11 protein-coding genes are annotated in these 14,282 nt (G+C 50.6%); 9 read left to right on the top strand and 2 right to left on the bottom strand.

Going from position 1 to position 14,282, the window contains the following annotated elements:
• Window positions 1-6 precede the first annotated feature (6 nt).
• Window positions 7-1,140, bottom strand: coding sequence for a pentaheme c-type cytochrome TorC (gene torC, locus OGY09_RS16405; RefSeq protein ID WP_032944018.1), 1,134 nt, complete (start codon window positions 1,138-1,140; stop codon window positions 7-9).
• A gap of 165 nt (window positions 1,141-1,305) precedes the next feature.
• Between torC and pdxR the strand changes: the two genes are divergently transcribed.
• A complete protein-coding gene (gene pdxR / locus OGY09_RS16400; protein ID WP_032944019.1) occupies window positions 1,306-2,778 on the top strand; it encodes a MocR-like pyridoxine biosynthesis transcription factor PdxR in 1,473 nt (490 codons plus the stop codon).
• Between the two features lie 45 nt (window positions 2,779-2,823).
• Here pdxR and uxuA read toward each other — a convergent pair whose 3' ends face one another.
• A complete protein-coding gene (gene uxuA / locus OGY09_RS16395; RefSeq protein WP_032944021.1) occupies window positions 2,824-4,014 on the bottom strand; it encodes a mannonate dehydratase in 1,191 nt (396 codons plus the stop codon).
• 202 nt (window positions 4,015-4,216) lie between these two features.
• On the opposite strand from uxuA, the gene OGY09_RS16390 reads away from it, so the two are divergent.
• From OGY09_RS16390 to OGY09_RS16355, 8 genes are all read left to right on the top strand, one after another.
• A complete protein-coding gene (locus tag OGY09_RS16390) occupies window positions 4,217-5,683 on the top strand; it encodes a mannitol dehydrogenase family protein (protein WP_032944022.1) in 1,467 nt (488 codons plus the stop codon).
• 119 nt (window positions 5,684-5,802) lie between these two features.
• A complete protein-coding gene (locus tag OGY09_RS16385; RefSeq protein WP_003834563.1) occupies window positions 5,803-6,789 on the top strand; it encodes a CobW family GTP-binding protein in 987 nt (328 codons plus the stop codon).
• A 33-nt stretch (window positions 6,790-6,822) separates the two neighbouring features.
• On the top strand, window positions 6,823-7,536 hold the full coding sequence (locus OGY09_RS16380; RefSeq protein WP_032944023.1) for a phosphatase PAP2 family protein: 714 nt from the start codon (window positions 6,823-6,825) through the stop codon (window positions 7,534-7,536).
• A gap of 413 nt (window positions 7,537-7,949) precedes the next feature.
• Entirely contained in the window at window positions 7,950-8,519 is a 570-nt protein-coding gene (gene mepS / locus OGY09_RS16375) for a bifunctional murein DD-endopeptidase/murein LD-carboxypeptidase (protein ID WP_003834567.1), read from the top strand.
• Window positions 8,520-8,686: 167 nt separating this feature from the next.
• On the top strand, window positions 8,687-10,246 hold the full coding sequence (locus tag OGY09_RS16370) for a cyclic di-GMP phosphodiesterase (protein WP_008785287.1): 1,560 nt from the start codon (window positions 8,687-8,689) through the stop codon (window positions 10,244-10,246).
• Between the two features lie 100 nt (window positions 10,247-10,346).
• Complete coding sequence (locus tag OGY09_RS16365; RefSeq protein ID WP_032944024.1) at window positions 10,347-12,161, top strand: extracellular solute-binding protein; 1,815 nt, start codon at window positions 10,347-10,349, stop codon at window positions 12,159-12,161.
• Window positions 12,162-13,256, top strand: a complete 1,095-nt coding sequence (locus OGY09_RS16360; RefSeq protein WP_003834575.1) for a microcin C ABC transporter permease YejB — start codon at window positions 12,162-12,164, stop codon at window positions 13,254-13,256.
• Entirely contained in the window at window positions 13,256-14,281 is a 1,026-nt protein-coding gene (locus OGY09_RS16355) for an ABC transporter permease (RefSeq protein ID WP_032944025.1), read from the top strand. The genes OGY09_RS16360 and OGY09_RS16355 overlap by 1 nt, the downstream gene beginning before the upstream one ends.
• Window position 14,282: the final 1 nt, after the last annotated feature.

The following is a 14,282-nucleotide window of genomic DNA, read 5'->3' as shown; positions in this document are numbered from 1 at the left end:
TTATCCTTACTTTTTGTTGGTTTCAGACACATCGCTGGCGTGGGTCTGGAGGTATTTCAACAACGTACGTTCCTCCACCGGATTAAGCCGGTAATAGGTCGACATGGCTTTCAGTCCGGCGATCCAGCCGTTAGCGGTATATCGGGTTGTAGGAGGAGTGCTATGACAGGCGCTACAGGTGGATTGCAGCATTTGATCTGAGTACTCCCAGATTGGCGCAAGCGTGTTGATAAAGTCCTGATCGATGGTCCAGGCGGTGACGCTCACTTGCTGCCATTCCTGATGTGAGTCAGGATCGACCTGGGTTTGTAGCACTTTTACGTTCGCCATCAGGGGCTCATCGAGAACGGCGGAGAAAACGCGTTTCCCCATATACTGGGTGATCACCCGTCCACGCCCTTTGCTTTCTCGCCAGCCCGTGATTTCGAGCTGCACGTTACTGCCTTCTTTTTTCAGCACCTTGACCTCGGTGGCGGGAAATAACAGCGCCTTCCCGACCGGACTCCCTGCCGTTGCCGCCAGTGATTTTTCGCTTAATGAGAACAGCGTGGTCGCATCCGTTGGCGTATCTCCCTGACGCTGTAGCTGCTTATAGCGATCGCGAAAACCGCTGCTCATATCGGGTTTGTGATGGGCTATTCCTTTGTGACAATCGATACAGTTACTGTCTTTTGCTGCCGCTGCGGTCATTTGCGCAGCCGCGTTTGCCGATTGCTTGCCATGATCCATTGCCTCATAGCTATGGCAGGATTTACACGCCGCTGAATTATTCGCGCTCATGCGTGCCCACTCCCGCTGGGCCAGCTCCGGGCGTTTGGCAGCAAACTTTTCAGGAGTATCAATAGAAGGAGAAATAAAGGTGTGATAGAGGTCGTTTAAGGCTTCAGTTTTACGAATAAGCGTTGGAACAACGCCCGGGGGGATATGACAATCCTTACACTCAGCCCGCACGCCAGATGCGTTACGAAAATGCACGCTGGTTTTATATTCCTCTCCAGCCGTGCGCATCGAGTGACACGATAAACAAAATTCGGTGGTACTGGTGTAATGAACGCCTTGCCACGTTCCCCAAATAGCCAAGGCCATTGCCACCGCCCCAGCCAATACGCACCACAATGCGTTCTTTCTTATCCACGACATGCTTGCCTCCATTTTTTTAATAGCGACACGCTAAGGGATAATAAAAACCAAAAATAGAGACAGCGATAGCAAGTTATAGGAACAGCCACTACTCCATGAGGTGTATCAAATAGTAAAAACGAGAAATTCGTAATATAGTGGCTATATATTAATAAGGAATTCCTCATGCTTACATTAACGCTCAATAGAGAACTCCGCACTCCGCTGCAATTGCAAATTTTTCAATTTTATTTCCAGGCTATTCAGCGGGGAGATTTGCTTTGTGGCGATAAGCTTCCCTCTATTCGCGAGCAGGCTCAGGTATTGAACGTAGCCAAAATAACGGTAGTGATGGCCTATGATAAGCTTATGGCTGCAGGGTTAATCAAGAGCCGACACGGCATTGGCTATGAAGTGATATTCACCACGCCTGTACGTATAACACCAACGCATGTGCCCGTTACCCAGGGTTCTCCGCCGACAAAACCTAAAGCTGCCGGAGTCTCAACCGATGTTTACGCCGAGCCTGGACGAGAGTGCTACTGTCGGATGGGCGTCCCCGATCCCAACGCTTTTCCCTGGTCAAGTTGGCGGAAATGGAATAATGCTCCAAGCATACTTAAAGAACAATTATTTACCCGATACCATTCACCAAGTGGATTATTTTCACTGCGTGAGCAATTGGTCAGATACCTTAATTTATCCCGCGGAATTAATACCCGAGCAGAGAACATCATCATTACCAACGGGATTCAGGAAGGATTATCACTGCTCAGCCAAATATTTATTATTCATCATGCTGTCAGTCAGCAAAAAAAGTGCCATATTGTGACCGAATCCCCTTGTTATTCTGGCGCATGGCATCTTTTTAATTATTACGGTGCAGACATTACGTCAATTGCCGTAGATAACCACGGGCTGCAAACAGATAATTTACCCGAGTATGAAACCCAGCTTTGTTATGTTACTCCAGCGCATCAGTATCCGATGGGAAGCGTGCTTTCACTGGAGCGCCGTCAGTCATTATTAACGTGGGCGCAACGCGTCGGCGCTTACATCATTGAAGATGATTACGATGCCGTTTTTACCTATGGGGAAAATCCCCTTCCCGCGCTGAAAGCCATGGATTATCACAACCGGGTTATCTACATGGGGACATTTTCTAAAACGCTTGGGCCAGGCGCACGGCTTGGCTATCTTATTTGCCCTGATGAACTGCTTCCGGCGGTACAGAATATGAAAGCGCTCAATAACAACGGCAGCCAGTGGTTGTTGCAGCAATTTTTGGCCGAACTGATGCAAAATCAGGTGTTTTATACGCATATCAGCAAGCTGGCCTGCAGCTATGCGACGCGCCTCACCCTGTTACGCGATGGCCTTTCCACTCTGTTTCCCGAAGGGAAAATCGCTGGCGCAACGGCAGGTCTGCACCTCTCGTTACGCATTGCCAGACACGCAGAACTCATCACCAGGCTGCAGCAATGCTGCCTGTTGGCCGGGATCCGTTTCGACACTCTGCCGGATATAGAAAATGGATCAGAAACCGCATGGCGCAAAGAGAACAGCGATGCTGTTATGTTTTTTGGGTTTGGTGGATTGCAGATACAGCAGATCAATAAAGTGCTGACAGTGCTGGAGCAGGCGCTCGCGCAGCCTTGATGAAAAACAGGGATCGCGCCTGTCGCGCAATCCCTGTTGTTAGACTTACAGCAGATCGCGGAACTGCGTTTGTTTCAGCGCCAGCTCAACGCCACGGACTTCTGCCAGGCCTTTCAGGCGGCCAATCGCAGAGTAGCCCGGGTTGGTTTTCTTGTGCAGATCGTCAAGCATCTGGTGTCCATGATCCGGACGCATCGGGATAGGACGCAGGTCGCCCGCTTTTTTACGCCGCTGCTCTTCGCTCAAAATGGCAGCCACCACCGATACCATATCCACATCGCCCTGCAGGTGCGCACCTTCATGGAAGGTTTTCGGGTTATCTTCACGACAGGTTGAGCGCAGGTGCGTGAAGTGGATTCGATCGCCAAAGGTTTCGATCATTTTCACCAGATCGTTATCAGCGCGCACGCCGTAAGAACCGGTGCACATGGTGAAACCGTTATTAATGCTATCGACCGTTTCTTTCAGCCACTGCATATCTTCGATAGTCGAAACGATACGCGGCAGGCCGAGGATCGGGCGCGGCGGATCGTCAGGATGCACGGCCAGACGCACGCCGACTTCTTCTGCCACTGGCACAATCGCCCGCAGGAATACCGCCATATTATCGCGCAGATCGTCCTTGCTGATGCCGTCGTATTCAGCGAGACGCGCACGGAACTGATCCAGCGTATAGCCCTCTTCTGCACCAGGCAGGCCAGCAATGATATTGCGGGTCAGTTTTTCAATTTCTGCATCACTCATGGCATTGAAGTAGTCCATCGCCTGGCGTTGTTCTTCGGCGGTATAATCCGCTTCAGCTCCCGGGCGTTGCAGAATGTGAAGTTCAAAGGCCGCAAAAGCAATCTGGTCAAAACGCAGCGCTTTGGAACCATCCGGCAGTTGATATTCGAGGTCGGTACGCGTCCAGTCGAGGATCGGCATGAAGTTATAGCACACCGTATCGATACCACAGGTCGCCAGATTACGGATACTCTGCTGATAGTTGGCAATCCACGTTTGATATTGACCTGAACGCGTTTTGATATCTTCGTGGACAGGGATACTTTCCACTACCGACCAGGTCAGCCCTTTTTCAGCCAGAATGGCCTGACGCTGCTGAATTTCTTCTACCGGCCACACTTCACCGTTTGGAATATGGTGCAAGGCGGTCACAACACCCGTTGCGCCAGCCTGACGCACATCATCAAGCGATACCGGATCGTTAGGTCCGTACCAACGCCAGGTTTGTTCCATTGTTTCACCTCACAAGTTGTTATACCAAATTAAATCATCTTAATGACGACTACCATACAGGCATCCGTCAACTGATCAACACATTGCCGATGATTGGTTGATCAAGCTCACATTCCCCGGATAAATGAGGCACACCAATTCAATTTGTTGTCATATAACTTTATACTGCCATTGTTAATTTATGGTTAATCAGGTGTATTAAATGAAAACTATTGCCTCAGCGCCACTGGCGGAAAATGTCATGATGCCGCAATACGACCGCCAGCAATTAAAAACGCGGATTGTGCATTTTGGTTTCGGTGCTTTTCACCGCGCCCATCAGGCGTTACTAACCGACAGGGTGCTGAATGCGCAGGGTGGAGACTGGGGTATTTGTGAGATCAGTCTGTTCAGCGGCGATCGACTGATGAGCCAACTGCGCGAACAGGATCATTTATTTACCGTGCTGGAAAAAGGGGCCAACGGCAACCAGCCAATTGTTATCGGTGCCGTCAACGAATGTCTCAACGCCAGGCTGGATTCGCTGGCGGCCATTATCGAAAAATTCTGCGAGCCTCAGGTGGCTATTGTCTCGCTAACCATCACAGAAAAAGGCTACTGCATCGATCCGGCGACAGGTTCGTTAGACCTCAGTAATCCACGTATTGCTCACGATCTGCAAACACCGACTGAACCGCACTCTGCCCCCGGAATTATTGTTGAAGCCCTACACCGCCGACGTGAACGCGGGCTACAGCCGTTTACCGTCCTCTCTTGCGATAACATCCCGGACAATGGTCATGTGGTAAAAAACGCCGTCCTTGGAATGGCGGAGAAACGTTCACCAGAACTGGCAACCTGGATTCAGGAACATGTCAGTTTCCCAGGCACCATGGTCGACCGCATTGTCCCTGCCGCCACTGAAGAGTCACTGGCCGAAATTGCCCGCGAGCTGGGGGTTGCCGATCCTTGCGCAATCAGCTGCGAACCGTTTATCCAGTGGGTGATTGAAGATAATTTTGTGTGTGGCCGCCCACAATGGGAAACGGCGGGCGTCCAGATGGTCGAAAATGTGTTGCCGTGGGAACAAATGAAACTGCGGATGCTGAACGGCAGTCATTCGTTTCTCGCTTATCTCGGCTATCTGGCCGGGTTCCAGCACATCAGCGACTGTATGCAGGACAGCGCATTTCGTGAAGCCGCTTACCGCCTGATGCTCAACGAACAGGCACCTACGCTGCAAATTACCGATGTTGATTTAGACCAGTATGCCCTAAGCCTGTTGGAGCGTTTTGCCAACCCAGCGTTGAAACATAAAACCTGGCAAATCGCGATGGACGGTAGCCAGAAATTACCCCAGCGCATGTTGGAAGGGATCCGCGTACATTTAGCCCGCCAAAGCGAGTGGCCACTTCTGGCGCTCGGCGTCGCGGGCTGGATGCGTTATGTGAGCGGCGTGGATGATTCAGGCACCGCTATTGATGTTCGTGACCCGTTGAGTGAAAAAATTTCCGCTCTGGTTAAACAGAGCACAGAGTCAGAACGCGTCAACGCTCTGCTTTCGCTGCGCGAGATTTTCGCCACCGACCTCGTACAGAATCCGCAGTTTGTCACGGCCATTCAGCAGGCCTGGCAACGCATTGCCCAATACGGTGCGCATCAGGCTGTCATTGAGACGTTAAAAAGTTAACGATTTCTGCCATTAAGCAGGACGAAGCGCCTCTTCGTCCTCTCCCCCCTTCTCTTTTTCCCTGTTTTTCGCCAGGATTGTTAAATGCCATTACGGTAATTTATGATTCTGGAGTAAATGTGACTAAAACCAATCTCATCACCGGTTTTCTCGGCAGTGGCAAAACCACCTCTATTCTTCATTTATTGGCAAACAAAGATCCTGCTGAGAAGTGGGCCGTGCTGGTTAATGAGTTTGGTGAAGTTGGCATTGATGGCGCGTTGCTGGCCGACAGCGGTGCGCTGCTAAAAGAGATCCCCGGCGGCTGTATGTGCTGTGTTAACGGTCTGCCAATGCAGGTTGGCCTCAATACGCTGCTGCGTCAGGGAAAACCCGACCGCCTGCTGATTGAACCCACCGGCCTCGGGCATCCCAAACAGATTCTGGATTTACTCACCGCACCGGTTTATGAGCCGTGGATCGATCTGCGCGCAACCCTCTGTATCCTTGATCCTCGCCTGTTACTGGATGAGAAAAGCGTCGCCAATGACAATTTCCGCGATCAGCTGGCCGCTGCTGATATTATTGTTGCCAACAAAACCGACCGTGCCACGACGGAAAGCGAAAACGCCCTACAAAGCTGGTGGCAACACTACGGTGGTAATCGCCAGTTAGTTCATGCCGACCATGGGCAAATTGACGGACAGCTACTGGATTTGCCCCGACTAAACCTGGCGGAGCTTCCTGCAAGCGCGGAGCACGCCCATAGCCATGCCAACAAAAAGGGGCTGGCAGCGTTGAGCTTACCCGCACAGCAGCGTTGGCGTCGTAGCCTCAACAGCGGTCAGGGCCATCAGGCCTGCGGTTGGATTTTTGACGCCGATACGGTGTTCGATACCATCGGTCTGCTGGAATGGTCGCGTCTTGCCCCGGTTGGGCGCGTGAAGGGGGTAATGCGTATTAAAGAAGGACTGGTACGCATTAACCGCCAGGGAGACGACTGGCATATAGAGACGCAAAACGTCGCGCCACCGGATAGCCGTATTGAACTCATCGCCGATACCGAGACCGACTGGAATGCGTTACAGAGCGCGTTGTTGAGACTTCGTTTAGACGCTAGCGCGTAAGGTTGCCTTCGTTTTTAGCAATGGTAAACGACGATGAAAACCCGATACCCTTTAATCCTCCTGCTTAATATTGCGGGTCTGGCACTGTTTCTGTCCTGGTATATTCCAGCCGGGCATGGGTTCTGGTCTTCACTCGATACGGGCGTCTTCCGCTTCTTTAATCATAAACTGGTGGAAAGCCCGCTGTTCTTATGGGTTGTTGCTATTACCAATAATCGGGCATTTGATGGCTGCTCATTGCTGGCTATGGGCGCATTGATGCTGCACTTTTGGCTAAAAGAGACGTCGGAAGGTCGCCGACGCATTGTGGCAATTGGTTTGGTTATGCTGCTCACTGCAGTGGTATTAAATCAGCTGGGCCAGGCGCTTATTCCCGTTAAACGCGCCAGCCCCACGCTTATGCTGGATAATATTTATCGCGTCAGCGAACTGCTGCATATTCCGACCAAAGATGCGTCGAAAGACAGTTTTCCTGGCGATCACGGCATGATGCTGCTTATTTTTTCCGCATTTATGCTGCGTTATTTCGGAAAAGTCGCAGGAATAATCGGCCTTATTATTGCTGTGGTTTTTGCCTTCCCGCGCGTAATGATTGGCGCTCATTGGCTCACTGATATCGTGGTTGGTTCCATGACGGTGGTCTTGATTGGCCTTCCCTGGTGGCTAATGACGCCATTAAGCGACCGATTAGTCACTCTGTTCGTGAATTATCTACCCGGCAAAAACAAACAATTTTTAAACAAATAACGCAGAGTAATTAACATCATCAGGGATACTTCTGATTCCCTGATGATGCCGGGCAATATTTCATCATTCTGATTGTCATTCTCCTGTCATCTTATTCATGTTTAAAATGAGTAGGTTGCGTATTTTTTACCCTGATTGTTCTTAATTTAGACAATGCCGTTTATTCACTTTCTGTATCAATTTTTCTTATAAGAAATCACGTAAAATCACTCGCATTGACCGGAACGATCGGGTAATCTCGAACTCGTTTTGCCTCGCGGGATAATTATTCCCTTTCAGAATAAATTTGTGCGTTCTGCCACAGATTTGACCTTAAGGAATTGTCTCATCGTGCGATGGTAATTAGTCTCGTCACGTTTGGCATTTTTTATAACGATATTTATCGTTAAGGACTTCAAGGGAAAACAAACAAAATGGTCAAATCTCAACCGATTTTGAGATATATCTTGCGGGGCATACCCGCGATAGCAGTTGCGGTTCTGCTTTCTGCATGTAGCACAACGAACACCGCCAAGAATATGCATTCTGAGACGCATGCTGTGGGCAATGGAGATAACTCTTCACTGCAAGCCTCTCAGGATGAATTTGAAAATATGGTACGTAATATCGATGTTAAATCACGTATTATGGACCAGTATGCTGACTGGAAAGGCGTGCGTTACCGCCTTGGCGGCAGCACCAAAAAAGGTATTGATTGCTCAAGCTTCGTGCAGCGTACATTCCGCGAGCAATTTGGTTTAGAGCTTCCGCGCTCAACCTATGAACAACAGGAAACGGGAAAATCCGTTTCGCGCACTAATCTGCGCACAGGCGATCTGGTTCTGTTCCGTGCTGGTTCTACTGGCCGTCACGTCGGTATTTATATCGGTAACAACCAGTTTGTACATGCCTCGACCAGCAGTGGCGTTATCATTTCCAGCATGAACGAGCCTTACTGGAAAAAACGTTACAACGAAGCTCGCCGGGTTCTGAGCCGCAGTTAGTTTCGTTTGGCAGCTATCCCTTGGCTATCCTGATGAGACATTCCAAAAGCACTGCTTCGGCGGTGCTTTTTTGTTTCACCCTGCGACTAAGAAAAATCTCACAACATGAGTCATTTCAGGTTATATTCATACAGAGTAAGCGGTTAAATCAGGTAAAATAAGGATCTATGTTCAGACGCTCTTCTTCATCCGGTCGGAAAATCCTGCTTTCCTGTATGTTAACGGGGCTTATCGTCGCAATACTCGTGAGTACCCTGCAGTTTTTCGTCACCTGGCATAAACGAGAAGTTAAGTACGACACGCTCCTTGCCGATATCCAGAATTACGTCAGCAGCTACTTTACCGACCTCAAAACCACCACCGATGCCCTTCAGCCGCTGGTTGCCAACAGTTGCCAACAAGTTGGCGCTAAACTGACCTCCAGTGCAGCCTTTAGCCTGAACGTTCGCGCTTTCTTACTGGTAAAAGACGGTATCGCTTTCTGCTCTTCCGCAACAGGTTCCATGTTCACTCCGATTTTAGATTTGATCCCGAACCTCGATATCAGCAGAAATATTGATGTGGAATTACTTCCCGGTACGCCCATGATGCCGGACAAACCAGCGATCATGATTTGGCACCGAAACGCGTCGTTCAACGATAGCGGCGTATTTACCTCACTGAATATCAATCTGGCACCTTATCTGCTCTATACCGCCCGGCAGGATGATTTTGACGGTATTGCGATTATCGTCGGTAATACCGCAATTTCGACATTCTCATCGCGAATCATCGATGTCTCCGCTCTTCCTCATACCTCCTGGCGGCAGGCCACTCTTGAAGGGATCCCGCTTAAAATTCGCTTATACGCACAAGAGTGGAGCTATACCGACGTCTGGTATTCTATTTTGTTGGGATGTATGGCCGGGATTATTGCCGCCCTTCTCCTCTGGTACTACATCTACAGCATCCGTTTACGCCCAGGCAAAGATATCCTCAACGCCATCAAGCATAACCAGTTTTATGTGGTGTACCAGCCCGTCGTAGAGATGCAAACGCTGGAAGTGAAAGGCGTCGAGGTCCTGTTACGTTGGAATCACCCAACAACGGGCGAGATCCCACCGGATGCCTTTATTCATTACGCTGAATCACAGAAAATGATCGTCCCGCTGACTCAGCATCTCTTTAAGTTGATCGCCCAGGATGCCCCGGCGCTACAAAAAGTGTTACCCGCTGGCGCAAAATTGGGGATCAATATCGCGCCATCGCATCTGCATGGCGAGACATTTAAAGACGACATCCGGCACCTGCACGCTTCACTTCCCGCAAACTATTTTCAGATAGTGCTGGAAATCACTGAACGAGATATGCTCAATCAGCACGAGGCCACAAAGCTATTTGAATGGCTTCATTCCGCAGGTTTTGAAATTGCGATTGATGATTTTGGCACCGGCCATAGCGCGCTTATTTATCTGGAACGCTTTACCGTTGACTACCTGAAAATCGATCGCGGATTTATTAACGCCATCGGGACGGAAACCCTGACCTCTCCGGTTCTGGACGCCGTGTTGACACTTTCTAAACGTCTTAATATGCTGACGGTTGCGGAAGGGGTAGAAACTCCTGAGCAAGCCCGTTGGCTGCGCGATCGTGGGGTGCATTTTTTCCAGGGATACTGGATTAGCCGACCATTAAAGCTTGCTGATTTTGTGCGTTGGATGGCACAGCCCAATAAGCCGACGTGGTGATCGCAGTATGCGATTCATATACTCTCACTCGCCGCTACATCCCTTATCTTTCAGGCATGATGCCCGTCGGGTTGTGGCAGGAAAAGGAAATCGCTTTTATATGATCCCTCGCGTACTGCTTCTGTTTATTACCCTCATCGGGTTTAGCGCCCAGGCGCAATCCATCAAAGAAAGCTATGCTTTTGCCGTACTGGGTGAACCGAAGTACGCATTTAACTTTAATCACTTCGATTATGTGAATCCCGCAGCCCCTAAAGGGGGTCAAATCACCCTGTCCGCCATTGGCACATTTGACAACTTTAACCGCTACGCGATGCGCGGTAACCCCGGCGCACGTACCGAAACGCTTTACGATACGTTGTTTACGACCTCTGACGATGAACCTGGTAGCTATTACCCGCTCATTGCCGACAGCGCGCGCTACGCTGACGACTATTCCTGGGTAGAAATTGCCATTAATCCACGAGCGCGTTTTCACGATGGCTCACCCATTACCGCCCGCGACGTCGCATTCACCTTCCACAAATTTATGACTGAAGGCGTGCCGCAGTTTCGTCTGGTCTACAAGGGAACAACGGTAAAAGCCATCGCGCCATTAACCGTACGCATTGAATTAGCCAAACCGGGTAAAGAGGACATGCTCAGCCTGTTTTCATTACCCGTAATGCCAGAGAAGTACTGGAAAGATCATAAGCTCAGCGATCCCTTATCATCGCCACCGCTCGCCAGCGGCCCTTATCGCATTACGAAATGGAAGATGGGCCAGTATATTGTCTATTCGCGCGTCAAAGATTATTGGGCCGCTAATCTGCCCGTCAATCGTGGACGCTGGAACTTTGATACCATCCGCTACGACTACTATCTGGATGATAACGTCGCCTTTGAAGCGTTTAAGGCCGGTGCGTTTGATCTGCGTCTTGAAAATGATGCCAAAAACTGGGCGACGCGTTATACCGGGAAAAATTTCGCGAATCATTACATCATCAAAGATGAGCAAAAAAACGAGTCCGCGCAGGATACCCGCTGGCTGGCATTTAATATTCAGCGTCCGGTATTCAGCGACCGACGGGTACGGGAAGCCATCACGCTGGCCTTTGATTTTGAATGGATGAATAAAGCGCTGTTCTATAATGCCTGGAGCCGGACCAACAGCTATTTTCAGAATACCGAATATGCCGCGACAAAATACCCCGACGCAGATGAGCTGGTGATACTCGCGCCCTTGAAAAAAGATCTCCCCCCTGAGGTCTTTAGCCAAATATATCAGCCGCCAAAATCAAAAGGCGATGGCTACGACCGCGACAACCTGTTGAAAGCCGATACCTTACTGGAGCAGGCCGGGTGGGTACTAAAGGGTCAGCAGCGGGTAAATAGCGCCAGCGGTAAACCTCTGAGCTTTGAACTGTTGCTCCCTGCGGGCAGCAACAGTCAATGGGTGCTGCCGTTCCAGCACAACCTGCAGCGCTTAGGTATTACCATGAATATCCGCCAGGTGGATAACTCACAAATCACGAACCGCCTGCGCAGTCGCGACTATGACATGATGCCGAGGTTGTATCGCGCGATGCCGTGGCCGAGTTCGGACCTGCAAATTCTGTGGGCCTCTCAATATATTGATTCCAGCTACAACGCCCCCGGCGTACAAAGCCCGGTGATTGATAAACTGATCGACCAAATCATCGCGGCACAAGGTGATAAAGCCAAATTGATCCCACTGGGCCGGGCACTGGACAGGGTACTAACCTGGAACTACTACATGTTGCCGATGTGGTTTATGGCAGAGGATCGCATCGCCTGGTGGGATAAATTTTCACATCCTGCTATTCGCCCAATTTACACCATTGGCCTCGACAACTGGTGGTATGACGTCAACAAAGCGGCGAAACTGCCCGCTGCCAGACGACAGGGAGAATAAATGGGCGCGTATCTGATTCGACGTTTACTGCTGGTGATCCCAACGCTTTGGGCCATCATCACCATCAACTTTTTTATCGTGCAAATTGCCCCAGGCGGCCCGGTTGAACAGGCCGTCGCCGCCATTGAGTTCGGGCAAAGCGGGGCATTACCCGGCGCGGGTAGCGAAGGCGTTCGTGCCAGCCACGCGCAAACAGGCGTTGGTAACATCAGCGACAGTAATTATCGAGGTGGCCGGGGTCTTGACCCGGAAGTGATCGCCGAAATCACTCGCCGCTATGGGTTCGATAAGCCCATTCACGAGCGTTACTTCAAAATGCTCTGGGATTACATTCGTTTCGATTTCGGTGACAGCCTGTTTCGTAGCGCCTCGGTGCTGACGCTTATCAAAGACAGCCTGCCTGTTTCCGTCACGCTGGGGCTGTGGAGTACGCTCATCATCTATCTGGTGTCGATACCGCTTGGGATCCGCAAAGCGGTGCATAACGGCAGCCGGTTTGATGTCTGGAGCAGCGCATTTATTATTATCGGCTATGCCATACCGGCCTTTCTGTTTGCCATTTTGCTGATCGTCTTTTTTGCCGGGGGAAGCTACTACGACCTGTTCCCGCTTCGCGGGCTGGTATCCGCCAATTTTGACTCCCTGCCCTGGTATCAGAAAGTAACCGACTACCTTTGGCATATTACCCTGCCGGTGCTGGCGACGGTGGTTGGTGGGTTTGCCGCACTGACTATGCTGACCAAGAACTCATTTCTGGATGAGGTGCGCAAACAATATGTCGTCACCGCACGCGCTAAAGGGGTCAGCGAGAAAAATATTCTGTGGAAACATGTGTTTCGCAATGCCATGTTGCTGGTGATCGCCGGCTTCCCGGCAACGTTTATCAGCATGTTTTTTACCGGCTCACTGCTGATTGAAGTGATGTTCTCACTTAACGGCCTGGGATTGCTGGGTTATGAATCCACCGTATCACGCGACTACCCGGTAATGTTTGGCACGCTTTATATCTTCACCCTGATCGGTCTGCTGCTGAATATCCTCAGCGACATCAGCTATACGCTGGTCGATCCTCGTATTGATTTTGAGGGACGCTAATGTCGCGATTAAGCCCCGTCAATCAGGCCCGCTGGGCGCGCTTTCGCCACAATCGTCGCGGCTACTGGTCGCTGTGGATTTTTCTGGTGCTGTTCGGTCTTAGCCTGTGTTCAGAACTGATTGCCAATGATAAGCCGCTACTGGTGCGCTACGACAATAGCTGGTATTTCCCCCTGTTCAAAAACTACAGTGAAAGCGACTTCGGCGGACCGCTGGCGACTCAGGCTGATTATCAGGACCCGTGGCTACAACTGCGCCTGGAAAACCAGGGCTGGATCCTGTGGGCACCAATACGCTTTGGGGCCACCAGCATTAACTTTGCCACCGATAAGCCCTTCCCTTCCCCGCCTTCCGCACAAAACTGGCTGGGAACAGACGCCAACGGCGGTGATGTACTGGCACGCATCCTCTACGGCACACGTATTTCTGTCTTGTTTGGTCTAATGCTCACTCTCTGTTCGAGCGTGATGGGCATTATGGCTGGCGCAATTCAGGGCTATTATGGCGGCAAGGTGGACCTGTGGGGGCAACGATTCATTGAAGTTTGGTCAGGAATGCCAACGCTGTTTCTCATCATTCTATTGTCGAGCGTGGTCCAGCCTAACTTCTGGTGGCTGTTGGGCATTACCGTATTGTTTGGCTGGATGAGTCTGGTTGGCGTGGTGCGCGCGGAATTTTTACGTACCCGAAACTTTGATTACATTCGAGCCGCTCAAGCGCTAGGCGTAAGCGATCGCAGTATTATTCTGCGTCATATGCTGCCTAACGCGATGGTCGCGGCCCTGACTTTTTTACCGTTTATTTTATGCGCCTCGATAACTACTCTGACCTCACTGGATTTTCTTGGGTTCGGTTTACCGCTTGGCTCGCCATCACTGGGAGAACTCCTGTTACAGGGTAAAAACAACCTGCAGGCACCGTGGCTTGGCATCACCGCGTTCATCTCCGTTGCCCTGCTACTATCACTACTGATCTTTATTGGTGAAGCGGTACGCGATGCGTTTGATCCCAACAAGGCGATTTAAA

The sequence above is a fragment of the Citrobacter sp. Cpo071 genome (assembly GCF_030332765.1).
Classification (GTDB): domain Bacteria; phylum Pseudomonadota; class Gammaproteobacteria; order Enterobacterales; family Enterobacteriaceae; genus Citrobacter; species Citrobacter portucalensis.
The sequence above is the reverse complement of the archived record's forward strand: the minus strand, read 5'-3'. Positions and strand labels throughout refer to the sequence as shown.